18 protein-coding genes and 1 tRNA gene are annotated in these 24,758 nt (G+C 35.6%); 6 read left to right on the plus strand and 13 right to left on the minus strand.

Annotation, left to right across the window (positions count from 1 at the left end):
• Positions 1–129 precede the first annotated feature (129 nt).
• From BJB63x_RS01205 to BJB63x_RS01225, 5 genes are all read left to right on the plus strand, one after another.
• Positions 130–1,635, plus strand: a complete 1,506-nt coding sequence (locus tag BJB63x_RS01205; RefSeq protein ID WP_078718656.1) for a Do family serine endopeptidase — start codon at positions 130–132, stop codon at positions 1,633–1,635.
• A gap of 79 nt (positions 1,636–1,714) precedes the next feature.
• A complete protein-coding gene (locus BJB63x_RS01210; protein WP_078718657.1) occupies positions 1,715–2,401 on the plus strand; it encodes a response regulator transcription factor in 687 nt (228 codons plus the stop codon).
• Positions 2,398–3,789 carry a sensor histidine kinase gene (locus BJB63x_RS01215; RefSeq protein ID WP_078718658.1) on the plus strand — a complete coding sequence of 464 codons (1,392 nt, stop codon included), beginning with the start codon at positions 2,398–2,400 and terminating at the stop codon, positions 3,787–3,789. Before BJB63x_RS01210 ends, BJB63x_RS01215 begins: the two co-directional genes overlap by 4 nt.
• A gap of 99 nt (positions 3,790–3,888) precedes the next feature.
• A complete protein-coding gene (locus tag BJB63x_RS01220) occupies positions 3,889–6,822 on the plus strand; it encodes a bifunctional [glutamine synthetase] adenylyltransferase/[glutamine synthetase]-adenylyl-L-tyrosine phosphorylase (protein WP_078719505.1) in 2,934 nt (977 codons plus the stop codon).
• A gap of 791 nt (positions 6,823–7,613) precedes the next feature.
• Entirely contained in the window at positions 7,614–8,147 is a 534-nt protein-coding gene (locus BJB63x_RS01225; protein WP_078719506.1) for a methylated-DNA--[protein]-cysteine S-methyltransferase, read from the plus strand.
• Between the two features lie 6 nt (positions 8,148–8,153).
• On the opposite strand, the gene BJB63x_RS01230 is transcribed toward BJB63x_RS01225, so the two are convergent.
• From BJB63x_RS01230 to BJB63x_RS01275, 10 genes are all read right to left on the minus strand, one after another.
• Positions 8,154–10,463, minus strand: coding sequence for a sensor histidine kinase (locus BJB63x_RS01230; protein ID WP_078718659.1), 2,310 nt, complete (start codon positions 10,461–10,463; stop codon positions 8,154–8,156).
• Between the two features lie 295 nt (positions 10,464–10,758).
• Entirely contained in the window at positions 10,759–13,386 is a 2,628-nt protein-coding gene (gene pepN, locus BJB63x_RS01235) for an aminopeptidase N (protein WP_078718660.1), read from the minus strand.
• 84 nt (positions 13,387–13,470) lie between these two features.
• Complete coding sequence (locus BJB63x_RS01240) at positions 13,471–14,292, minus strand: uracil-DNA glycosylase (RefSeq protein ID WP_078718661.1); 822 nt, start codon at positions 14,290–14,292, stop codon at positions 13,471–13,473.
• A 127-nt stretch (positions 14,293–14,419) separates the two neighbouring features.
• Complete coding sequence (locus BJB63x_RS01245) at positions 14,420–15,178, minus strand: hydroxymethylpyrimidine/phosphomethylpyrimidine kinase (protein WP_078718662.1); 759 nt, start codon at positions 15,176–15,178, stop codon at positions 14,420–14,422.
• Positions 15,169–15,774 carry a thiamine phosphate synthase gene (locus tag BJB63x_RS01250; RefSeq protein WP_078718663.1) on the minus strand — a complete coding sequence of 202 codons (606 nt, stop codon included), beginning with the start codon at positions 15,772–15,774 and terminating at the stop codon, positions 15,169–15,171. The genes BJB63x_RS01245 and BJB63x_RS01250 overlap by 10 nt, the downstream gene beginning before the upstream one ends.
• Positions 15,771–16,544 carry a thiazole synthase gene (locus BJB63x_RS01255; RefSeq protein ID WP_078718664.1) on the minus strand — a complete coding sequence of 258 codons (774 nt, stop codon included), beginning with the start codon at positions 16,542–16,544 and terminating at the stop codon, positions 15,771–15,773. The genes BJB63x_RS01250 and BJB63x_RS01255 overlap by 4 nt, the downstream gene beginning before the upstream one ends.
• A 5-nt stretch (positions 16,545–16,549) precedes the next feature.
• Positions 16,550–16,747, minus strand: a complete 198-nt coding sequence (gene thiS / locus BJB63x_RS01260) for a sulfur carrier protein ThiS (protein WP_078718665.1) — start codon at positions 16,745–16,747, stop codon at positions 16,550–16,552.
• 3 nt (positions 16,748–16,750) lie between these two features.
• On the minus strand, positions 16,751–17,701 hold the full coding sequence (locus BJB63x_RS01265) for an FAD-dependent oxidoreductase (protein WP_078718666.1): 951 nt from the start codon (positions 17,699–17,701) through the stop codon (positions 16,751–16,753).
• Positions 17,698–19,524: a phosphomethylpyrimidine synthase ThiC gene (gene thiC / locus BJB63x_RS01270; protein WP_078718667.1), complete on the minus strand. Its 1,827-nt coding sequence runs from the start codon at positions 19,522–19,524 to the stop codon at positions 17,698–17,700. The genes BJB63x_RS01265 and thiC overlap by 4 nt, the downstream gene beginning before the upstream one ends.
• Positions 19,525–20,077: 553 nt before the next feature.
• Positions 20,078–21,310, minus strand: a complete 1,233-nt coding sequence (locus BJB63x_RS01275) for a porin (RefSeq protein WP_078718668.1) — start codon at positions 21,308–21,310, stop codon at positions 20,078–20,080.
• A 298-nt stretch (positions 21,311–21,608) separates the two neighbouring features.
• Between BJB63x_RS01275 and BJB63x_RS01280 the strand changes: the two genes are divergently transcribed.
• Positions 21,609–21,699, plus strand: a tRNA-Ser gene (locus BJB63x_RS01280).
• 260 nt (positions 21,700–21,959) lie between these two features.
• Here the strand turns inward: BJB63x_RS01280 and BJB63x_RS01285 are convergent.
• The 3 genes from BJB63x_RS01285 to BJB63x_RS01295 form a co-directional block, all read right to left on the minus strand.
• On the minus strand, positions 21,960–22,754 hold the full coding sequence (locus BJB63x_RS01285) for a heme ABC transporter ATP-binding protein (protein WP_078718669.1): 795 nt from the start codon (positions 22,752–22,754) through the stop codon (positions 21,960–21,962).
• Positions 22,751–23,785 (minus strand): FecCD family ABC transporter permease, encoded by a 1,035-nt coding sequence (locus BJB63x_RS01290; protein WP_078718670.1) that lies wholly within the window; start codon positions 23,783–23,785, stop codon positions 22,751–22,753. Before BJB63x_RS01290 ends, BJB63x_RS01285 begins: the two co-directional genes overlap by 4 nt.
• Before the next feature lie 77 nt (positions 23,786–23,862).
• Complete coding sequence (locus BJB63x_RS01295; RefSeq protein ID WP_078718671.1) at positions 23,863–24,747, minus strand: heme/hemin ABC transporter substrate-binding protein; 885 nt, start codon at positions 24,745–24,747, stop codon at positions 23,863–23,865.
• Positions 24,748–24,758: the final 11 nt, after the last annotated feature.

Consider the following 24,758-nt stretch of genomic DNA (forward strand, 5'->3'; position numbering starts at 1 on the left):
TTAAACTGATAGTTTAGATTTATCATTGACTTTACAAAACTTTAATAATTTAGACAGAAAACGGTAATATTTACTGTTTTATTGTTAATTTCAATGTGGGTAAAAATATTACTGAGTAGGAGCATAAAAATGGTCAAATCAAATTTTCGTACGATGTTAACAGCAGTAAGTTGTTTTGTATTTTTAGCAAGTACGATATTTTTTAATAGATCAAGCTTTTGGGTAACAACTACCTATGCAAGTCCTGTATTTGTTCCTTCAGTACAACAGCAAGGGTTTGCAGATGTTGTATCTAAAGTAAAACCAGCTGTTGTTTCAGTGCAAGTGAAGAGTAATGCTAAGAAAGAAGAAAAGTTCTTTAGTAATTTTTTTAGTGGTCCAGGGATTGATCAGTTGCCAGATCAACATCCTTTGAAAAGATTTTTTAAAGATTTTTATGATCATGCTTTCCCTAATAATAAGTCTTTAAATCGTCCACGTAAATTTCGTCCTATAGCCTTTGGATCTGGTTTTTTTATCTCCTCTGATGGTTATATTGTTACCAATCATCATGTAATTGCTGACGGAACGAGCTATTCTATCATTCTTGATGACGGTACAGAACTTGAGGCAAAACTTATTGGAGCGGATCCCCGAACTGATCTTGCGGTATTAAAAGTAAGCGATAAACGAAAGTTTCCATATGTTGATTTTGCAGATGATTCGACAATTCATGTTGGTGATTGGGTTGTTGCTGTTGGAAATCCATTTGGCCTTGGTGGGACTGTAACAGCAGGTATTGTTTCTGCGCGTGGGCGTGATATTGGCGCTGGTGTTTATGATGATTTTATTCAGATTGATGCTGCTGTTAATCGTGGTAATTCTGGTGGTCCGACTTTTAATCTTAATGGACAGGTTGTTGGAATTAATACAGCAATTTTTTCTCCCTCTGGTGGGAATGTTGGGATTGCTTTTGCTATTCCTTCAGCAACAGCGAAACAGGTTGTGAAACAACTTATGGAAAAAGGTTCTGTTCGGCGGGGTTGGATAGGTGTTCAAATTCAGCCTGTAACAAAAGAAATTTCTGATTCAATTGGTCTAAAAGAAGCTAAAGGTGCTTTAATTACTGATCCGCTCAAAGGGCCAGCAGCAAAGGCGGGTATTAAAGCAGGTGATGTAATTATTGCGGTCAATGGCGAAAAAATTAATGATGCACGTGATCTAGCAAAGCGTATTGCAAATACTACACCTGGAGAAACTGTTACTTTAGGAATCTGGAGATCTGGTAAAGAAGAAAATATCAAGGTTAAGCTTGATACAATGCCAGCAAATGAAGGGAAAGGAGAGACATCAAAATATTCAAACGAACACGGTAATTTGGATGAAACATTAGAAGATTACGGTTTGATTGTAGCTCCTTCTGATGATGGTGTAGGATTGGTTGTAACTGACGTCGACTCGGATGCAGATGCAGCTGATAGAGGTATACGCCCTGGCGATGTTATCGTAACAGTTAATAATAGATCTGTCAAAAAGGCGTCTGATATTATTGATGCAATCAAGGATGCAAAAAAACTAGGACGAAATGCGATATTATTGCAAGTGCGTACGAATGATCAGAATCGTTTTATTGCCCTTCCAATTTTAAAAAAATAACATTTATGAGAGGTAGAACAGAAACTTGTTAAAGTTTCTGTTCCATCAATCATTTAATAAAATAATGGAGGTGCGTTTTATGAAGATACTCATTATCGAAGATGATCGTGAGACAGGGCGTTATCTCGAAAAAGCATTTTTGGAGACAGGACATACAGCTGATATTGCCTATGATGGAGATACTGGTTATACTTTGGCTGAAACAATAAATTATGATGTGATGGTTGTTGATCGCATGCTTCCGCATCGTGATGGTCTTTCTATTGTTGCTGAGCTGCGTGCAAAAGGCAACGAAACACCGGTTCTTATTCTTTCTGCTTTAAGTCAGGTTGACGATCGTATAACGGGTTTGCGTGCAGGTGGAGATGATTATCTAACAAAACCTTATGCTTTTTCTGAGCTTCTTGCGCGTGTTGAAGTTTTGCAACGACGAAAAAATCCTAAAGAAGCAGAAACTGTTTATTGTGTTGGGGATCTTGAGCTTGACCGGTTAGCACATATAGTAAAGCGCGGTGAAAAGAATATTGTATTGCAACCACGTGAATTTCGTTTGCTTGAATATTTAATGCGATATTCTGGTCAGGTTGTCACTCGTACAATGCTTTTGGAAAATGTTTGGGATTACCATTTTGATCCACAAACAAATGTTATTGATGTTCATATATCTCGTTTAAGAGCAAAAATTGAAAAAGATTTTGATGTTCCACTTTTGCATACAGTTCGTGGGTCAGGATATATGCTGAAGGCACCAGACAAAAAAATATGAGCCGTTTAATCAACATGATGCGCACCACTACGCTGAGGCTTTCTGCGCTCTATATTTTGCTTTTTGGATTGGTTGCAGCGGGGCTTTCTCTTTATATGACAGCATTCGCTATTTCATTACTGACAGACCAAACGGAACAAGCTTTACGCGAAGAATTAAGGAACATTGAGAGTGCTTATAATTATGGTGGGCTACCTTTATTAATACGTACTATTGATTATCGTTCACGACAACCAGGAGCCTTTCTTTATCTTGTCACTGATCCAACAGGCCGTGTTTTAACAGGTAATGTTGCTCATATTGAACCTGGTCTTCTTCAAAATGATGGCTTTCTTTCTCATTCTTTTTTGTATTCACGTTTTGGAGAAAATGGCCAAATAAATGAACTGAATAAACATCGTGCCTTAGCGGTTATTATTAATTTGCCTAATGCTATGAAGCTTCTTGTTGGACGAGATTTAGATGAGCCAGAACGTTTTGTGAAAGTCATTCGTAAAGCTGTTATGATCGCTCTTGCAGCAATGGTTGGAGGTGCTTTATTAATATGGTTTTTTATTGGTAGGCGTGCTTTGCAAAGAATTGATCATGTAACAGCTGCATCACGGCGTTTGATGAATGGTGATTTTAGTGGGCGTTTACCTGTTTCTGAAGCGGGTGATGAATTCGATCGATTGTCAGCTAATCTTAATGTTATGTTAGATCGCATTGAAGAATTAAACACTGGTTTGCGCCAAGTATCAGATAATATTGCTCATGATCTTAAGACGCCACTAACACGCCTCAGAAATCGTGCTGAAGAAGCACTATTGGGAAGAAAAACAGAGTTTGAATATCGACAGGTTCTCGATGATGTTATTGCTGAATCGGATTATCTCATTCGTACTTTTAATGCTATTTTAATGATTTCACGTATTGAAGCAGGTAGTTTAATTGAAAATCTTGAGATTATGAATATAAAATTGATTCTTGAAGATGCTGTTGAATTTTATGAACCTTTTGCTGAAGAAGCTGGCGTTTTGCTTCGATTGGGACATCTTTTTGATAAAGAACTCAAGCTGAATCGTGAGCTTATTACACAAGCAATTTTTAATCTTATTGATAATGCGATCAAATATGCATCTATAGGTGAAAAGAAGGCAGAAGTTTCTTTGTCAATGGAATGTGATGGTGGGTATTTGTTAGTTGTGGTTAGTGATAATGGCCCAGGAATTGCAGAAGATAAATTTGAAAAAGTAACAGAACGGTTTATTCGTCTTGAAGAAAGCCGCACACAACCTGGTTTTGGTATTGGTTTGAGTATAACAAAAGCTGTTATGAAACTTCACGGAGGTGAATTATTGTTTGAAAACGCAAATCCAGGATTAAGAGCTGTTTTATTGTTTTCTTAAATAGTATTGTTACATTATCATTTTTGAAATGAGTATTGTTTTTTCTAATTTTGTAATGCAATAAAATGAAAATTAAAATGCTTTCTTGATGTAATGCATATGAAAACAGCTTTTTTAAAAACACAGCTTTTTCCTTTACGTCCTCTTGATGGGAGTAGTTCACAATGGCTAAAAGATATTGAGGAGCAAGCAAGAAGAGAAAATTTAGAGCAATTGGTTTCATATATTGTAGATGGAGGAGAGCAAGTTGATTTCATCGGTGCGGTCATGACCTTGTCTCCTTTTCTGCGTGGAGTTTTGATCACAAATCCCTCTTATCTTAGTCCTTTATTGACTGTTGATATAGAAACAAGATTGAGCGAAATTATAGAAGATATTGCTGCCACTGATAGAACTGAAATGATTCATGAAACTTCATTAATGGCAGCTTTAAGGTGCAAAAAAAGAGAAGCACATGCTCTTATTGCTTTAGCCGATTTAGGTCATGTTTTTACTTATAACATTTCTTGCGCATGGCTAACACGTCTTGGTGAAGCGGCATTGGGTGCGGCTTTACGTTTTCTTTTGAGAGAAGCACATGATTGCGGAAAAATAACTTTATCTAGTCGTGATACACCAGAGAAAGATTGTGGTTTAATTGTTCTAGGCATGGGGAAGTTTGGCGCTGAAGAACTTAATTATTCTTCTGATATTGATCTTATTATTTTAATTGATGAAATGTCACCTCATGTTGGTAATCTTTATGAAAAAAGTATTGATATATTTTCAAAAATGATGCGTCGATTAATCCGTATCATTCAAGAACGTACTGCTGAAGGATATGTTTTTCGGCTCGATTTGCGACTCCGACCGGATCCAGGCTCAACACCTTTAGCATTACCTGTTAGGACTGCTCTGCGTTATTATGAAGGGCGGGGTCAAAATTGGGAACGTGCAGCTATGATTAAAGCACGTCCAGTGGCAGGTGATATTGATGCAGGCTTTAGTTTTCTTAAAGAACTTTCTCCTTATGTATGGCGAAAATATTTAGACTATGCAGCTATTTCTGATATTCATTCTATTAAACGCCAAATCCATGCTTATAAAAATTATGGGAAAATCGCTGCTTATGGTCATAATATCAAGTTAGGACGAGGTGGTATTCGTGAGATTGAGTTTTTTGTACAGACACAACAGTTAATTGCTGGAGGACGCTTACCTCAATTACGTGGGCGTGAAACAGTTAAAATGTTAACAGAGCTTTGCAATCTTGGTTGGATCGGAGAGGAAATTAAAGATAGTCTTGTAAAAAGCTATGCTTTTCTACGTAATGTTGAACACCGTATTCAAATGCTTGCAGATGAACAAACGCATATTTTGCCAAAGGAAATTTCTCGATTTACAAGCGTTGCATATTTGATGGGATATCAGGAAAGTAGTTGTTTTATTCGCGATTTATTGGAAACACTTCTAACAGTTGAAGAACATTATGCTGCACTGTTTGAACATGAGCGAGAACTTGGCTTGGAAATTGGCAACTTAGTTTTTACAGGCGAAGAAGATGATCCAGAAACACTTATTACATTAAGTCGTTTAGGATTTGAAAGGGCAAGTGATATTTGTCGTATTATGCGGACGTTGCATTGTGGACGTTATAGGGCTACTCAATCTGCTGAAGCCCGTGAAAGATTAACAGAGCTTACACCAGCACTTTTAAAAGCTTTTGGTGCTACCAAAAGAGCAGACGAGGCAATGTTGCGTTTTGATAGTTTTTTGCAAGGTTTGCCTTCGGGGATACAGCTTTTTAGTTTATTGCAATCTAATCCACCACTTTTAGATATGTTGGTTTGTATTATGGGTGCTGCACCACGTCTTGCGGAGATTATTACACGTACACCGCACGTTTTTGATGGGATGCTGGATCCAGCAATTTTTTCAGAATTGCCAACGAAAAATTACTTAGAAAATCGTTTGAAATATTTTCTTGAAGGTGTAACTACTTATGAAGAAATTCTTGATCATCTGAGGATTTTTGCTGGTGAACAGCGTTTTTTGATTGGTATTCGGCTTTTGAATGGTACAATTAAAGGAGATAGAGCGGGTTTTGCTTTTACTGCACTTGCTGATCTCATGATTGCAAAAACACTTACTGCTGTTCAAGAAGAGTTTTTTCGCCACTATGGCCATATTAAAGGGGGACGTATTGGCATATTGGGTATGGGTAAGCTTGGAAGCTTTGAGTTAACTGCAGGATCCGATGTCGACCTTATTTTACTTTATGAGCACGACGAAGATATAGAAATATCTGATGGAAAAAAGCCACTTCATGTCTCTCAATATTATACGCGTTTAACACAGCGCTTTGTTTCTGCTTTATCTGCTTCTACAAATCAAGGAATTCTTTATACTGTTGACTTGAGATTACGTCCATTGGGCAATAAGGGGCCTATTGCCGTTCCCTTCCAGGTTTTTAGAAAATATCAACGTCAGGAAGCTTGGATATGGGAACATCTTGCTTTAACCCGTGCGAGGGGTGTAACCGGAGATGCTGATTTTTTGCAAAAGATAGAAAATGAAGTGCGCGCAATTATTGCACTTCCTTGTGATAAAAAGAGGGTTGCAAAAGAAGTACGTGAAATGCGTGCTTTAATTGAAAAAGAAAAGCCACCAGCGAATCGATGGGATTTGAAAACTGTACCTGGTGGTATTATGGATCTTGAATTTATTGCTCAATTTGCTCTTATAACTCATGTTATTGATTTTCAAATTGGAATGACTACAGCTGATATTCTTTCTCGTCTACCGTCAAATTTTCTAGAAAAATCATTTATTTCTGATTTACATTACGCTTATTATCTTTATACGAATTTGAGTCAAATTATACGTCTTTGCTTAAATGATTCCCTTAATCCTGATGATATGCCACCTGGGCTAAGTGATCTTTTGTTGCGCAGTATTGGTGAGCCTGATTTGCCACGTGTCGAAAAATTAATTGAAGAAATAGGACAATTAGTACGCACAATTTTTACAAAAGTAATGGAAATTTATATGTAATATTTCTTAGTAATTATAAATTAATTCTTAATTATAAAAAATTAATGTATTTTAAAGTAAAACGTGAATTATTATAATACTATTTATTCTTTCTGCTTTACTGACTAACGGTAGAAGTTAATAACAATTCTTACAATTTATCTCTATATTCAATTTCAATATGCGCATTGTGTATTTTAGTTATAAAAAAGAAAAATAATACTTCGCGTGTGATAAAAATTTATACAATATAAAAGATAAGTAAGCTATGTAATATAAGTTATATATTTTACAATGGATATGTTATGTATTTCATAAATTATAGAGATTGGTTTTTAAATGCTGAAGCAAATTTCTAAATAACTCTTCATCTCTATCATGGCACGAAAAAAGCTGAATTTAGGCTTTAAATGTGTGCGTTATGTGCGTTCAAATTGCATCAAAAGAAAATCGATCTATTATAGAGGGCAAGATAGAAAAAGCTAATATTACCATATTATATGCCATCACAGCATTTACATATTTGATGATTTATGTTCAGTATACTAAGTATGTTTAGTATTTTACATAAAATGTTTATTATATTCTATCTGTATTCAATAAACTGAGATGAGGTTTGAAGCATCTTACTAAGGAGAGCAGCTTATTTTTCATTATAGGTTATTATAAGGTTCATTTATAGGATTAGAATATTTTAGACTATGTCTGATTTTTATGTGAAAAAGATCGGTTCATTAAAATAAAGATTATTTTTATGAGCGCAGATTTAGTTTTAGGGAATTTCTTTGGATTGAACGATGTTACGAGATATAATGAAGGAGCGTGAAAATAAAAGCAGGCAGGGCGCGGTTGTTGTGACGGCAAGAGAGACATCTATAGGGAGTCTTTTGGTAGCGAAATCTTATAAGGGTATTTTTTATATTGCTTTAGGTGATACGACTGCACAATTATTACAGCAATTAAGGATGTTCTTTACCAATATAAAACACAATTTTGATGACAGCTTGTTAAATCAGGAAATAGCATGTATCGTAGCAATGGTTGAAACTCCTAAGTTGGTGAAACATCACAATTTGTCATTAGATATAAATGGCACAGCTTTTCAAAAAAAGATTTGGGCCGTATTATGTGAAGTACAATGTGGAGAAACAATTTCTTATGAAGAGTTAGCGAAAAAGATCGGTATGCCAAAAGCTTACCGTGCGGTCGCTAAAGCATGCGCAAGTAATCAATTAGCGTTAATGATTCCTTGCCACCGTGTAGTACGCAAAAATGGTACTATTTCTGGCTATCGTTGGGGCACTCAACGCAAACAAATTTTGCTACAACGTGAGAACAATATTTAAAAATTTTTAATTTTGTTGAATTGGCATTGTAATCGTTACGATTGTGCCTTTTGCTTCTTTAGAAGTGATTTCAAGTTTTCCTTTATGTAATTCTAATAAAGAACGAGATATAGCTAATCCAAGACCTGAGCCGGGATGGGTTTTGGTAAATTGATTTTCAACTTGTTCAAAAGGCTGTCCAAGTTTTTTAATTGCTTCTTTGGGAATACCAACACCTGTGTCTTTAATACTAAAAATAAAGTTATTATTTTTCTGGAAAGCGCGGATATCAATACTACCACCGGAAGGTGTAAATTTAACAGCGTTAGAGATGAGATTAAGAAAAATCTGTTTTATAGCGCGACAATCAACATCAGCATGAAGTTTAGGTTCGATATTTGTTGTAAGAGAGATCTTTTTTAATTGTGCTTGTGGTGTTAGTGTACGAATTGTTTCACTGATAATTGGCTCAAGGTTGATATTTTTACAGTCAAGAGTAAATCTTCCAGCTTCAATTTTTGACATATCAAGGATATCATTGATAAGAGTTAGAAGATGAGTTCCTGAATTATGAATATCATGCATATATTCCTTGTAGCGTTGTGAACCGAGAGGGCCAAAAGTAGATTGCAACATGATTTCTGAAAAACCAAGAATAGCATTAAGAGGGGTGCGCAATTCATGGGACATATTGGCTAAAAATTCTGATTTAGCTTTGTTAGCACTTTCGGCTCTCTCTTTTTCTTCTTGCAAGCTTTTATTAAGTTTTTCGACTTCTGTAGCACGTTGTTGAGCATTGCCTCGGGCACGTTTCAGTTCTTGAATGAATGAAAAAAGACGCCTTTCGCTGTCTTCAAATTTTTCTTGTTGTTGTTTAAGCTCAGAGATATCAGTACCAATACAAACAAGTCCTCCATCTTGTGTGCGTCGCTCATTAATTTTAAGCCAGTAACCATCTGCAGTTTGGCGAATACTAGTTAAGTTACCAGCTTCATCTACTTTGAGTGGATATTCACTGATAGCAGGACGTGACATGGCTTCGACAGTTGCACGTTCGATTCCTGGTTGTAGCATCTGTTTAGGGATAGAAACATACTCACAAAATTTGCTGTTAGACATAACCAGACGCCCTTCTGAATCCCACAAAACAAAAGATTCAGAAATATTTTCAATCGCATCACGGATACGAAGATCGGCTTGTGCAGTTTGTTCAGCAAATTGACGTTGTTCACTAATATCAAATGAAATACCAACCAAATGAGGCTCTTTTTCATCAGTCACTTCGCCACGAATGCGCATCCATACATAATAGCCTTCGGCGTGACGCATAGGCACATTAATATCGATATGTTTTTTTTCACCACTCATTAATTCTTGAGCAAGCTCAAAAAAATTAGCATCTTTTGGGTCAATGATAGCAGTAATTTGAGAAATTGATAAGAGTGCATTTTGAGGTGCATAGCCAAGCATTTCATACATTGCTCGTGACCAATAAACACGTCCACTTGCCATATTCCAATCCCATAGCCCACAACGTCCACGCATCATTGCCATATCAGTACGATTTTGGATTTTTTCTGAAATCAGATCTGTATTACGTGCTCGTATGATTTGATTATAATAAGCATAGAGAAGAACTAGAATAATACTGGCTGTTCCTATAAATAAAGTTATATTTAATGAGAATTTTTTTTCCCATTCCATATAGATGTGTTTTTTTGTTGCACTAATAAATACTCCGTATTGACCATTGTCTATTTGGCCGAATGAAGCAAGAGCAGGTTCTTTCCCTATTGTAATTTGTATAATTCCAGTATTTTTGGAGGGAGACCATAAATCGGTATTTTCAGCAATAAAATTTTGTAAAGGCTTTCCTAAAATTATTTCTGAACTAGATGAAGCTAGGACGTTTCTGTTTTGATCAATGATAGCTATAGTAGGGTTGATATTAATGGAGTTGTGATGATGAAAATTTATCAGAATATTTTGTAAATGATTAGGAGAAAGAGCAGCTACTTTTTTTTGTTGAGTAGAAACCAGTAAATCACGGTCGATTTTATTGACAATATAGGAGGATAAAAGAGAAAGTGTGAAGCGCGCATTTTTGTCGATTGTATGGCGCCAATCATAAAGTGATGCAAAGCGTATTGTTGCTATCACAATTAGAGCTATAATAATAGCGAATGGAATAGAACGTCGCAACCAAGGTTCGATAAATAGGAGTTTCTGATAAGTTGAACTAGAAATACTTGCTACCCCTATCTTGCGATTTGAAACGCTTGGTTTTGCATCAGAATGCATTCTTGTGGCCGCGTTATACGCGTCCAATTTAGCCATTTCTGGGATCCTTTAATCATGAATAATGTAACTAGAAAACTGTTTTGGTACTCATAATAATTCAATAAATCTAATGAATCAAAACAAGAATCTTCTGTCTAGTCTTTTTTTTAAAAAAAAAGAATAATTTTATTCTTATGAATATAAATTGTGAAAATTAAGAGAATTTTAATATGACCCATAAGGAGGCTAACATAACCTATTTATGGGTTATTGTTATGAGAGTTTTAGAAGAATGACAGTCAATTAATTTTTAAATGATATTATAATTGTTTTGATTATAAGTATTGTTATTCTAAGCAAGTGTACGATTGATGATATCTGTCACATCACTTGATAATTTTGGTGCTGCTGCAATTGTTTTTAATGCAGATTCGAGTTTTTTTTGTCGAATAGGTTCCAATTGTCTCCAAGAGCGCATAATTGTTAATAGTCGTGAAGCAAGTTGTGAATTTTTTGGGTCAATTTCTAAAATGGTTTGGCAAAGAAAATGATAGGATGCACCATCAGTTCTGTTAAAACCTGTTTGATTACCAGAGGCAAAGGCACCAATTAAAGCACGTACTCTATTAGGATTATCTTGTGAAAAAAGCGGATGTTTTGTGAGTTTTTGAACACAATCAAGTGTTGATGATCCTGCAACCATTGCTTGAATTGAAAACCATTTATCCATAATCAAAGGATCATGACGATATCGGTTTTCAAAATCATTTAAAACCTCATTTGCTTGTTCGCTTTTGTTAAAGCGTTGTACTAAGATTGTCATGCTGGCAATGCGATCAGTCATATTATTAGACACTGCATATTGTGTGGCAGCACGCTTTGGATTAGCTTCGGCAATAGAGAGATAGTCTAATATAATGTTGCGTAATGCTCTTTTCCCAGTTTGTTCAACATTTGGTGAATAGGGTTCTTTTACCTGCATTTTTACATAGAATTCTGTTAAAAGTTCTTGATGGGTATGTGCAATAGAGGCTAAAAATTGATTACGCACATAGTAGATTCGATCTGGATCTATATTTTTACCGATTGCGTGTGCAAGTTCACTTTCGCTTGGTAAATTTAAACAAAATGCCCGAAATTCGGGTTCTAAGTTTTCATCTTTGATAATGGTCTCAATCAGCTTTAATAAATTAGAGGGCATAGTTGCTTTTTCGAGTGTTTTGTCTTGAATTGCTCGAATAAGGGCTTGTGTTATAAGGGTATTCAATGACTGCCAACGATTGATTTGATTGCTATCATTTTGAGCAAGAAAAATCAGCTCGTTTTCATTAAGTGGAGTTTGTAAAATAATAGGAGCAGAAAAATCTCGCAAGAGTGACAAAATAGGCTTTTCACTCAGTCCTTTTAATTGAAAGGTTTGAGTTTCCTTAGATAGTAACATAACATCTGATTGAATAGTTGTATCAGCCTCATAGGTAAGTGATTTTCCCTCATGTCCTAATAGACCAAAGGCAATTGGGATAAACATCGGTTTCTTGTTACTTTGTTGTGGTGTTGGTGGAATATGTTGCTTTGCATAAATTGTTAAAATACCATCATTATAATGGCTATCAATTTCTACATGGGGAGTACCTGCCTGTTCGTACCATAACATAAATTGTGAGAAATCTTGATCTGATACTTCAGCAAAACAAGCGATAAAATCTTCAATAGTACAAGCTTGTCCATCATGGCGTCGAAAATAGAGATCCATACCTTTACGAAAGAGTTTAGAGCCCAAGATAGTATGCACCATGCGCACTATTTCTGCTCCTTTTTCATAGATAGTTGTAGTATAAAAATTATTGATTTGACTATATTGACGAGGACGCACAGGATGAGATAGAGGACCAGAATCTTCAGGAAATTGAGTAGCTTTCAACATTTTTATGTTTTCAATCCTTTGCAGGCTGTGTATATTTTGATCCGCAGAAAATTCCTGATCACGATAGACAGTTAATCCTTCTTTTAAACAAAGTTGAAACCAATCGCGACAGGTAATACGATTACCAGTCCAATTATGGAAATATTCATGCGCAATGATGCGTTCAATGTTTCTATAATCTTTATCAGTTGCTGTTTCAGGATCTGCAAGGATATATTTATCATTAAAGATGTTGAGACCTTTGTTTTCCATCGCACCCATATTGAAGTCAGAGACGGCAACAATGTTGAAAACATCCAAATCATATTCACGTCCGAAACATTGTTCATCCCAACGCATGGAACGTTTGAGGGCATTCATCGCATAAGTTGCTTGTTTGGTTTTACCTTTTTCCACATAGATACCAAGTTTGATATGCCGTCCAGAAGCAGTGATAAAATGATCCTCAAGTTGGTCAAGATTTCCACCGACTAAAGCAAAGAGATAAGATGGTTTTGGATAAGGGTCCTCCCAAATAGCAAAATGCCGCTTATTTTCAAGGGTTCCTATTTCAATGAGATTACCATTAGAAAGCAAGATTGGGATCGTTTGAGAGTCTGCTTCAATTTTTACTGAGTAGGTAGAAAGAATATCTGGGCGATCATAAAAATAAGTAATGCGGCGAAAACCTTCTGCTTCGCATTGTGTGCAATATACACCATTTGAAAGATAAAGTCCCATAAGTTGACGATTATTTTCGGGATTCAATTCTGTAACTATTTGTAATGTGAAAGGAGTTATGGGAGGAGCAGTAATTTCTAATTTTGAAGAAGTGCTTTTATAAGCATTTTTAGCTAATTCTTTGCCATTGATAGTAACAGAAATTAATGTTAGCTCATCTCCAGAAAGTACGAGAGGTGTTAATTCTTTTGTATTTTTACGAGGTTCAATAGACAATATTGCTTTAACAACAGTTTTTGTTGGTTTCAGACAGAAATCAAGTTGTGTTTTAGGTATAGCATAGGGTGTTGGTTGATAATCTTCTAAACGATAAACAGGAATTGTTTCTTGTTTCATAATTATTTTCCTTGCTGTATTTGGAAGTATAAATTTATTGAAATGCCGCTTATTTTTTAAGAAAAGGCGGAATCTAAAAAATGACTAAAGATTATTTAAATGGTTTTTCACTTCTAAAAAGTCTATCCATGTAAGCTTTTTTTGACTAGGCGTTCGTAAAAGATAAGCAGGATGAAAGGTTGGCATAACGGGTATTTTAAGATCTTCATTTTCATAAGTAAGCCATTTACCTCTTATTCGAATAATTCCACTCTGAACCCCTGTAAAAAATTGTGCAGCAGTGCCTCCTAGTGCTATAAGAATACGAGGCTTGGCTAGAAAAATTTGGCGTTCAATAAAGGGACGACATAATGCAACTTCACGTGGCGTTGGCGTGCGATTTCCTGGTGGGCGCCAAGGAATAGTATTTGCTATGTAAACATTTTGTCTTGTGAAACCAATTGATGCTAGTATTTTGTTAAGTAATATGCCTGCTTTTCCTACAAATGGAATTCCTTGTATATCTTCTTCTCTTCCTGGAGCTTCACCTATAAGCATCAGTGGACTTCCTGCTGTTCCATCTGAAAAACAGGTATTTTTAGCTGTTATTTTTAATGAGCAGCCGTTAAAAGAGAGAAGGGCAGATTTCAACTCATCAAGTGTTTGGGCATTTTTTGCTATCTCTACAGCTGGGAGCGCAGGTTGTATTTTATCAGGATTATAGGTTGGAAAGGTATGCGATTTTATGGTTGGTGATATTTGTTTATGATAGAGGGTATTGCATGCTTGGTTTAATTTCAGTTCTAAAGGAGTAGCTTGATTGAAGCGATTAATAGGAACCTCAGTAAGCGCAGCATCAACGCCACTTTCTTTATAAAAGTTGAGCAGATCTTCATTTGAGATTAAGTCTTTTATTTTTTTTGACATTTCACTTTTTGCTTTTAGCTAATCCATAAATCAATAAACCAAGAAGAATTATTCTTCAAGATTTATAATATGTTTGTTGCTAATAGAAGTTCAGTGTTTTCTCAGAAAATCGAATGATATTAGATTTTTAACAATCCTTTTGGCAATGCTTCATAAGTAATGTGTAAGTGTACGCTTTCGCATTTTTTATGGCTTCAATCATCGATTGTTTTAATGCTAGATGTGAAGCAATAGCACTTGAAAGGATGCAGCCTGTTCCACGCATTGTTCCTTTTAAACGCGGAGAGGAAATATTTATAACTTCAGTTTTATCAATTAAGCTGTCAGTTGCAAAATTACCTTCGGTATGTCCACCTTTTATTAATATATGGCGTGGACCAAATGAAAGAAGTTTTTGTGCTTGTTGGATTGCTTCTTCATGATTAGAAGCCAAATCGCTTTGGCTGAGAAGAGCGAGCTCTTCCATATTAGGTGTTAAAAGATCAATATGAGGAAGCAGTTTATTGAGCATAATGTCTATGATTTTTTCTGTGGTAAGTTGACCTCCTGATGAGGCAATAAGCACAGGATCAAGAACGGTTGGAATATTATAATAGTCTTTTAAGATATCGCAGATCCCTTCTATAATTTCTTGGGTTCCTGTCATACCGATTTTGATTGCATGTATTGAATTATTTTTGAGCGCAACACGCATTTGTGCAGCAATAATTTCTCTACTCATGGGTACAATTTCAGCAACATGGTTGTTATCTTGCACGTTAACAGCTGTGATTGCTAAATTTGCTTTTGTTTGAAGATGTGTTGCTGTTTCTATATCCCGAACAATACCAGCTCCTCCTGTTGGGTCGGTACCTGCAACGATAAGTATAGAAGGCATTAACGCCATGCTTGAGTCACCTTTATCCACTGTTGAACACGTTCTTCGGGTTTTTTATTTAAAATAATATCAGTTACAACAGCAGCGCTATTTGCTCCAACTTTTAAAACATCAATTGCGCGTTCCGGTGTTAAACCACCAATGCCTACTAAAGGCAAAGAACCAATTTGATTTCTCCATTGTTTTATTTTTTCTAGTCCTTGTGGGGACCATTTCATTTTTTTTAAGATTGTCGGATAAATAGGACCAAGTGCAATATATTCAGGAGAAATAGATAGACTGATATCGAGTTCATGTTCATTATGAGTGCTAAGACCAAATTTTATACCACTTTTACGGAGTGCTGAAATATCGGTATTTTTTAAATCTTCTTGTCCAAGGTGAATAAAATCACATTTTTCATCAATGGCTATTTTCCAATAATCATTAATAATTAATTGCGCTTTAAATTTATTACATATATTTTTTGCTCGTTTTATATGTTGAATGATTGTTTCCGTATCTTTATCTTTCATGCGTAATTGTATTAACTTCACCCCAAAGGGAACTAAACGTTCAACCCAGTCAGCACTATCAACAATAAGATAAAATGGGTCAATTTTCATGAAAATATTGCTTTGCCAATAACCGGTGTTGAAGGAACTGCTACATTGCGTGCTTCGAGTAATCCTGCTTTGTAACCCATATATCCTGCTGTAATAGCTTTGGAAAATGCTTCAGCCATTAATACAGGATCACCTGCTTTAGCAACAGCTGTATTGAGTAGTACTGCATCATAGCCAAGTTCCATAGCAATGGTAGCATGGGATGGACGTCCAATACCAGCATCAATAACAAGAGTAAGATCAGGGAGATAAGCACGAATAGAACGCAACCCATCAGTATCACGGGGACCTTTGGCAGATCCAATAGGAGCACACCAAGGCATAATGACACGGCAACCAACTTCAAAGAGTTTTTCAGCAACAATAAGATCGTCGGTCGTATAGGCAAAAATTTGAAACCCTTCATTATTTAAAACTTCCGCTGCTTCAACTAAAGAAAAAATATTTGGCTGTAATGTATCCGGATTACCAATAACTTCAAGCTTAATCCAAGGCGTTTTAAAAAGATCTCGTGCTAATTGGGCTGTTGTTACAGCTTCCTTAACAGTATAACAACCAGCAGTATTGGGAAGCACTGTTATGTCAAGTTCTTTAAGAAACTGCCAAAATTGTCCGCTTTGTTTTCCACCTGCAGTTTCTCGGCGTAATGAAACTGTTATAATTTCCGTACCAGATTTATGAATAGCTTTACGAAGGACTTCTGGTGAAGGATATTGAGCCGTACCTAATAAAAGGCGGGAAGAGAATTCGCGTCCATAAAAATTCAACATCGTTTTTAACCTCCTTGCATTGGGCTTAGAATTTCAATTCTATCTCCTTCATGCAAGACAAATTGGTTGCGTTCATCAATAGAAACAACTTTAGCATTAACAGCTGTTGCTAGCCAATTGCTTTCATAACCTAATTCATCAAGAAGTAAATTGAGGTAGATTACTTTTGTTTCAATTATTTCACCATTGACAGATATTTTCATGTTTTACTCCAACGCTAATTTTACTGCTTGTTTTGCCATTGCTGGAGATAAAAGGAAACCATGTCTATAAAAGCCGTTAATAGAGATATAATTGTCATGTTTGTGAACATAAGGCAAATTATTAGGATAGCACGGACGAACACCAACGCCAGATTCAATAATCTCTGCTTCAGCAAAAGCAGGGTGCAGAGTATAAGCTGCATTAAGAAATTCCATCATTGATCTTGCCGAAATAGCACCACTAAAGTCACTTTCAATCATTGTTGCTCCAATCATAAAGATATTATTTTGTCTGGGTACCACATAGATTGGAATACGTGGATGGAGGAGGCGAATCGGACGAGAAATTTTAATATCTGTGCTGCGTACTAAAAGCATTTCACCGCGAACTCCTCGTATATTTTTATCTTTGCCTAAATATGCTGTTCCTGTTGCATCAATGATAATATTAAAATTCTCTTCGGATATTCCTATATCAACAAAACAAGTGCCATTTTTTATAAGAATCTCTTTTAAAGTGACTAGTGCTTTGCGTGGATCAAGGTGTGCTTCAGCTTCGTAAAAAAGTGCACGGTTAAAACGTCCTGCAAGATCAGGTTCAAGATATGCTATTTCTGTATTGTCTATGGTTTTATAATTATTTGTACGTTTTGAAAATCGTTCGAGCTCTGCTATATCTCGGTTGGGAGCAACGACCAAAGTACCTTTTTGTGTCACAATTTCAGGAAGTATTTCACTCCACCATTGCATAGCTTGTACACCAAGATCCTCGACGATTTGCTCGGAACTTTCTTTTTCACAGTAAGGTGCTAACATGCCTCCTGCATACCAGCTTGCAGTTCCTATAGGAGAGTGGAAAGGGGCAGATATAGTAACAGATACACCTTTTTGTTGTAGCATAAAGGCGACTGTTAAACCACCTACGCCTGCACCTTTGATAAGAATATTTTTCAACTGTTTGCTACCTCTTTTCTAGAAGGAATATTTTCTATATAGAGATCACCATTTTTTTGATATTTTTCAGCCATAGCAATCATGCCTTCATTTTTTCTTGTTGTTGCTGCATCACGAATATCATGGGAAATACGCATTGAGCAGAATTTTGGTCCACACATAGAACAAAAATGCACCAATTTATGGGCATCTTTAGGCATTGTTTGATCATGGAAAGCACATGCTGTATCCGGATCAAGAGAAAGATTAAATTGATCACGCCATCGAAAATCAAATCGTGCACGTGAAAGGGCATTATCGCGTAATTGTGCTCCAGGCAAGCCTTTCGCAAGATCAGCAGCATGAGCTGCAATTTTATAAGTGATCACACCAGTTTTTACATCATTTTTATCTGGTAATCCTAGGTGTTCTTTAGGTGTTACATAGCAAAGCATGGCAGTACCAAACCAACCAATCATAGCAGCACCAATCGCCGATGTGATATGATCATATCCGGGAGCAATATCAGTTGTAAGAGGCCCCAAAGTATAAAAGGGTGCTTCATGGCAGAGGGTTAGTTGTTTTTCCATATTTTCTTTAATTTTATGCATTGGTACATGACCAGGTCCTTCAATCATAATCTGTACATCTTTTGCCCATGCAATTTTTGTTAGTTCTCCCAAAGTTTTAAGTTCGGCAAATTGGGCTTCATCGTTTGCGTCCGCAAGAGAACCTGGACGCAATCCGTCTCCTAATGAAAGAGAGACATCATACATGCGTGCAATATCACAAATTTCATCAAAATGTTCATACAGAAAATTTTCTTTATGGTGATGAAGGCACCACTTAGCAATAATAGAACCACCTCGTGAAACAATACCTGTTATGCGGTTAATAGTTAGAGGGATAAATGGTAATCTTAATCCTGCATGAATGGTAAAGTAATCAACACCCTGTTCTGCTTGTTCAATCAAGGTGTCACGAAAAATATCCCATGTTAAATTTTCGGCGATACCATGCACTTTTTCGAGTGCCTGATAAATCGGGACAGTTCCAATGGGAACAGGAGAGTTTCGAATAATCCATTCACGAATATTATGAATATTACGACCTGTGGAAAGATCCATAACTGTATCTGCACCCCAACGAATAGCCCAAACCATCTTTTCAACTTCTTCTGCCATCGATGAAGTAACTGCTGAATTACCAATATTAGCATTAATTTTAACACGAAAATTACGTCCAATAATCATTGGTTCACATTCTGGATGATTGATATTTTGAGGAATAATAGCACGTCCGCAGGCAATTTCATTACGAACAAATTCTGCAGTATAGATTTCTGGTATTGATGCGCCAAATGTTTCACCCGATATTTTTTGTTGATCTTTTGCTACTAAACCTTCATTTTCACGTATAGCAACATATTCCATTTCTGCTGTAATAATACCCGCACGTGCATAAGCTATTTGTGTGACTGCTTTACCATTTTTTGCGCGAAAAACAGGGCGCATTTGTTCAAAAGTTGGTGCAAGGTTTTTATCATGAGCAAAACCATTATCTGCGGGTTTAATTAATCTAGCAGGATAAGATTCGATATCAGAACGCTCAGATAGCCAAGGTGTACTGATAGCAGGCAATCCTTTTGTAATATCAATAGTTGCATCTTCATCGGTGTAAGAACCTGAAGTATCATAAACCTTTAAAGTTTCTTCATGACTACTGTCTGTCAGCGAAATTTCACGTAATGGTACGCGCACGTTAGGAAAGAGAAGGCTCTGTTGATAAATTTTACGTGAAGCAGGAAAGGGATAAAAATTAATTAATGGAGTATTTTTTTGCACAAATTTTCTCCTTATAGATTCATAGTGAAAAAACACTTTGCAAGGTTATCAGAGGTGCGCTCAACTCAATAAATCAGGGATTCTTTAATAAGAGATTACGCACAGTATCATTTTTTGTATCAGTACACATCTGACAAAGTTCAAGAATTTTGTTTTTAGAAAAAATATCTTTGGTAATGTCTGTATATGTACTCCACTTCCAGTCAGAGCATTTATTTGTGCAATTATGATCAGCTGAAATATTCATATTGTCAATTGCAAAGATATATTTTGAATAAGATCAAGAAAATATTGTAAATAACTAACCTACAATATTAAAAATAACATAATTAAAAAATATATTCTTATTTCATAAGCTATCTATTGATACAAAAAATATAACTCTAATTATTGGTAGAACACTTAATATTATATGCAGTGAAGTCGTTCTTTTATAGAAGACATCAATGAATTTAGAATTATAAGATATTTTGTGTTCATGATAGATATTGTCAATACAAAAGAAACTAGTAGCTTCAGGCTACCAGTTTCTACAAGCACAATTTTAAAGAGATTAAAATGAACGTTGGAAACGAATCATACCTTGCAAAGCACTTCTTCCATTCAATGCATTGCTATAGATTGTTGTATTATTTTCTTTACTTTTGAAAGTACGGTCATCTTTCCAAGAAAGATAAGTTATTTCAGGTGTAATAACAAATCCTGGAACCAATTTGTATGCAACATTAAGTGATGTTGAGAAAGTTTTTATAGCACTATAAGACACTTGAGCATTTAAATTTGCTTTTGGATGGATTTTGTAAGTTCCACCAATCCAAGCTGCCCACTTACCACCCCAATTTGCATAGATAGTTGTATTCTGGCGTGACAATACATTATTAATACCTACTGTATCCACTATATAGTAATCTAAGTTATTTTTATAACCTCCCATTGCCCAAAGATTCAAATTATTATTAACATTAAAATCTACACGTGCTTTACCAGCCCATTTTTTATAATAAGCATCATAAGCGACAACAGTTGAAACACCACCCCATTTTTGCATAAATTTCATACCAAACAAGATATTAGGGTTGTAGTCTTTAGTTTGTTTACTAGGAAGATCGGTATCATCAACACGAACAATTTTGCTATCTTTATCGATATAATAGTAGTCGATCTTCTCAGAAGCACTTGTTTTAAGAGAAGGGCCTGAAGCATTACCCAATTCAACTCCGATAATAGCAGAAAAACCGGAATCAGCATTAAAAGTATAAGAAATAACATTAGTACGTGTATCACCTGCTGGTGCTATGTTGTCATCATTAATAACTTTGCCATAACCACCGGTCCAACTCTTGAAGATTGTGTCATCAAGACCTACACGAAAACCACCCAGTTCAATATAAGCAGCACGAAGTTGCCCACCAGAACTATCCTTTCCTTTACTCCATTGTGAGCGAATTTCTGCGTATGAACGAAGTGTTCCTAATTCAGTTTCAGAAGCAGCTTGGAAAATAAGGGTTAAGCGTGAAGTTGTGCGATAAGTTTTTTGACCATTTGCTAAATCAGCATCGGTTTTTGCATTAATATTATCACCACCTGCAATATCAGCGCGGACATTACCAGAGACGCGAATGCATGTTTCTGTTCCAGGAATATAGAAGTATCCTGAGCCGTATGCATCACAAGCACGTACGTATTCTATAGGTTCTGGTTTTGCTGTAATAGCTGAAGCTGCTTGAGCTCCAAAAACTCCGGAAAGAGCTAATGTAGAGCTTAAAAGGAAGGTTTTAATATTCATAAATGATCTCCAGTTGGGTTATTCTATAGTGTATAATATGCCTGCTTACTAAAAAATACGAAGAAATTAAACACAACATTACATAATGTTAACTATACAAATCTTTATTTGGAGATACAAATATGAAATAATCTTGTTAAAAGTGATTTATACACTATTTAAGTTTATGTGTTAAAAAAGCAACATTTTCCTATTATTTTTTTTAATTTAGTCAATTAGAACTGAAATTTAAGATATTTTTGAACAAAATCGAAAATATCTTGAATTTTTTATTGATACTGTTTATGGAACCTTAGTTGGAGAGGTGGCCGAGTGGTCGAAGGCGCTCCCCTGCTAAGGGAGTAGGGCTCAAAAGGCTCTCGAGAGTTCGAATCTCTTCCTCTCCGCCAATTATTTTATAAACATAGTATATTTTTATTGTCTTAAGATTAGAAACAAGTAATTAAGATCTGAACATAGGATTTTGTTCTCAACTTCCCTTATTAATTTTTTTTAAGCTCTAGTATAGAAAAGAACTAAAGAAAGTGCCGTTAATTTCATAGCTAAATGATAAGCTAATAAGTTTGAGTGTAAAATGCTAAATTGACTCTACAAGAATTAGCTATATTGAAATCAATAGTTTAGAAAAAAGTTTTTTTTATTATATGTGTTATAAATGAGGTGTTGTTTGTGGTAGTATGAAAGGGATGTTTTTTTTAGGTACTTCAGAAACCCTGAGTGAGCAATGATAAGCTTCACGCAGATTTTCTGTTGTTAAAACATTGGAAGCATCTCCTTCACAATAAATTTTTCCTTGTTTTAATAATATTATTTTATCTGCATAATGAGCAGCAAGATTGAGGTCGTGTAGAACAGCAAGAACACCACCACCACGACGAGCAAAATTTTTTATAATATTCATGACAATAAGCTGATGTTGTAAATCAAGGTTGGCAATGGGTTCATCTAATATTAGCCAACGAGCGACTCCGTTATAAACTGGATCCCATATTTGACAAAGTACACGAGCAAGTTGAACTCTAGCTTGTTCACCACCGGATAATTGGTGATAATATCGGTTTCCATAGTCTGCTAGACCAACACGTTTTAAAGCTTTTTGAGGGAGGCTTTTTAATTGAGCTTCTGTGATGTTAATTTGGTTAATAGAAAGACCAAGTCTTACCACTTCATGAACCAAAAATGGAAATGCTAGTGTCGTTGATTGTGGTAGAACTGCACGTATCATTGCCATTTTATCAGCTTGTGTTTGGTTAATATCATAACCATTCAGGGTCATTGTGCCATTATAAGGAATTTCTCCGCTAAGTGCTTTTATAAAGGTGCTTTTTCCAGATCCATTCGGGCCAATAATAATAGTGAGGTTACCACTTTTAGCTTGAAGATGAACGTGATTAAGAATATGCGTTTTCCCAAGTTGAATACAGATATTAATTGCTTCAATCATGAAAAATTTATCCCTCGTTGGTATATAAGGATCCAAAGAAAAAAAGGCGCACCAAAAAGTGCTGTGACAATTCCAATGGGCAATTCTGCTGGGGTAATAATACAACGCGCAAAGGTGTCAGAAAAAGTCAGTAATGCTGCTCCTAAGAGAGCAGAACAGGGAATGAGATAGCGGTGGTCAGGACCAATAAGCAGACGTAAAATATGTGGAACAACAATACCAATAAAACCAATACCACCACTGACAGCAACTGCTCCTCCACACATGAGAGCAACAAGTAAGACAGCAATATTTTTAATTCGTTGAATATGAAATCCAATATGTTGAGCGACAGCTTCTCCGAGTGCCAGTGCATTAAGCGCACGTGATAAAAAGGGAGAAAAAAGCAAACCAATCCAAACAACAGGTAAGATAAGACCAACTTTTAACCATGTAGCACCCGAAAGAGAACCAAGATTCCAAAAGGTGATATCACGTAATTGTTGATCATTAGCAGTAAAAATTAGACTTCCAACAATAGCGCTACTGAAAGCACTGAGAGCAATACCTGCAAGAAGCATCGTTGCAATAGAGGTAAAACTGTTTCGTGTCGCTATTACATAGAGAACCATTGTTGATAAAAGACCACCAAGAAACGCACCTATAACAATTTTGTAAGATTCCAGAAAAGGAATAAAAAAAGGTGGGAAGGAAATACCAATAACAATGATTAATACAGCTCCGAGACTCGCACCTGCTGATACACCAACGATTCCAGGATCTGCAAGAGGATTGCGAAAGAGGCCCTGCATAAGAACGCCAGAAACAGCAAGAGCTGCACCAACCAATGAACTTAAGATAATACGGGGTAATCTTATATCAATAAGTATAAGATAGTCATATGTCTTACTACTTACTGAAAAATCTTGTGTAAGAATTACATTAATGAGATTAATGAGAGAAGCATTTGATGCACCACTGAATAGACCGCTAAAAATACTGAAGATAAGGATTACTATTAAACTTAATAATGCAATTTTTCTTCGATTCATGGATTTTTCTTTTCTATTATTTCAAATATGTGCGCTATAGAAATATTTTCAATCATTTCTATAAATTCTTAATCATTTTATTCTATGCCATAAAGCATATTAATAAGCTCTTTTGATGCATCTGCGGTGCGTGGACCAAAACCTAAAAAATACATTGCATCTATTTGTTTAATGGCATGATTTTTAGCTGCAGGTGTTGCTTGAATTGCTGGTATAGCTAAAATTGTATCAATTTTAGTTGAATGTCTACTTTGATTTACAAACAAGATGAAATCAGGATTCGATTTTAATAATGCTTCATTATTTAAAAGTTTGTATCCTTTATAATCAGAAATGGCATTTATACCTCCCGAAAGTTTTATCATAGCGTCAGCTGCAGTATCTGTTCCAGATACCATAACGCCTCCATTTTGTACTGAAAAAATAAAAAGAACGCGTTTTTGGTTAGTTATTTTTTTTAAAAGCGTATCATTATTTATAAAGTTTCGATTCAATTTTTCAATCAGTTCAGTTGCTTGAACTTCTCGATGCAAAGCTTTACCTACGAGGCGAATTTTTTCTATGACACTTTCACGAGAAAAGTTTTCTGGTATAATTATAATAGGTATTGATGTTTTTTTGAGAACATCAATTGTTGAAGGAGGACCGCTTCCTTCAATAAGTAATATACCTTCTGGAGCAAGAGATAAAATACCTTCAGGTGAAAGGTTACGCATATATCCAAGTTCAGGAAGTTTAAGTGCATCTTGTGGATAGATACTTGTACTGTCACGGGCTATAAGTTGATCTTGAGCCCCTAATGCATAAACAGTTTCTGTAAGAGCTCCACCAATGGAAACAATTCGCGCATTTTTACGGAAACTTGTTATAGGTTCAGCAATTACTTGTCTAAAAAAACAAGTTAAGAAGAACAAAAAACACAAAAGAAAAAGGCTTGATAGTTTATGTAAAACAGGTAACATATCTAAGTCTT

The sequence above is a fragment of the Bartonella sp. JB63 genome (assembly GCF_002022665.1).
GTDB lineage: Bacteria > Pseudomonadota > Alphaproteobacteria > Rhizobiales > Rhizobiaceae > Bartonella.

Excerpts from the sequence above, each read along its gene's own strand:
- BJB63x_RS01220 (WP_078719505.1), top strand. The coding sequence starts at position 3,889 with ATGAAAACAGCTTTTTTAAAAACACAGCTTTTTCCTTTACGTCCTCTT.
- thiS (WP_078718665.1), bottom strand. The coding sequence starts at position 16,747 with ATGAAAATATCTGTCAATGGTGAAATAATTGAAACAAAAGTAATCTAC.
- BJB63x_RS01255 (WP_078718664.1), bottom strand. The coding sequence starts at position 16,544 with ATGTTGAATTTTTATGGACGCGAATTCTCTTCCCGCCTTTTATTAGGT.
- BJB63x_RS01205 (WP_078718656.1), top strand. The coding sequence starts at position 130 with ATGGTCAAATCAAATTTTCGTACGATGTTAACAGCAGTAAGTTGTTTT.
- BJB63x_RS01210 (WP_078718657.1), top strand. The coding sequence starts at position 1,715 with ATGAAGATACTCATTATCGAAGATGATCGTGAGACAGGGCGTTATCTC.
- BJB63x_RS01240 (WP_078718661.1), bottom strand. The coding sequence starts at position 14,292 with ATGTCAAAAAAAATAAAAGACTTAATCTCAAATGAAGATCTGCTCAAC.
- BJB63x_RS01245 (WP_078718662.1), bottom strand. The coding sequence starts at position 15,178 with ATGGCGTTAATGCCTTCTATACTTATCGTTGCAGGTACCGACCCAACA.
- BJB63x_RS01290 (WP_078718670.1), bottom strand. The coding sequence starts at position 23,785 with ATGAATCGAAGAAAAATTGCATTATTAAGTTTAATAGTAATCCTTATC.
- BJB63x_RS01215 (WP_078718658.1), top strand. The coding sequence starts at position 2,398 with ATGAGCCGTTTAATCAACATGATGCGCACCACTACGCTGAGGCTTTCT.
- BJB63x_RS01275 (WP_078718668.1), bottom strand. The coding sequence starts at position 21,310 with ATGAATATTAAAACCTTCCTTTTAAGCTCTACATTAGCTCTTTCCGGA.
- BJB63x_RS01285 (WP_078718669.1), bottom strand. The coding sequence starts at position 22,754 with ATGATTGAAGCAATTAATATCTGTATTCAACTTGGGAAAACGCATATT.
- BJB63x_RS01230 (WP_078718659.1), bottom strand. The coding sequence starts at position 10,463 with ATGGCTAAATTGGACGCGTATAACGCGGCCACAAGAATGCATTCTGAT.
- pepN (WP_078718660.1), bottom strand. The coding sequence starts at position 13,386 with ATGAAACAAGAAACAATTCCTGTTTATCGTTTAGAAGATTATCAACCA.
- BJB63x_RS01225 (WP_078719506.1), top strand. The coding sequence starts at position 7,614 with ATGAAGGAGCGTGAAAATAAAAGCAGGCAGGGCGCGGTTGTTGTGACG.
- BJB63x_RS01250 (WP_078718663.1), bottom strand. The coding sequence starts at position 15,774 with ATGAAAATTGACCCATTTTATCTTATTGTTGATAGTGCTGACTGGGTT.
- BJB63x_RS01295 (WP_078718671.1), bottom strand. The coding sequence starts at position 24,747 with ATGTTACCTGTTTTACATAAACTATCAAGCCTTTTTCTTTTGTGTTTT.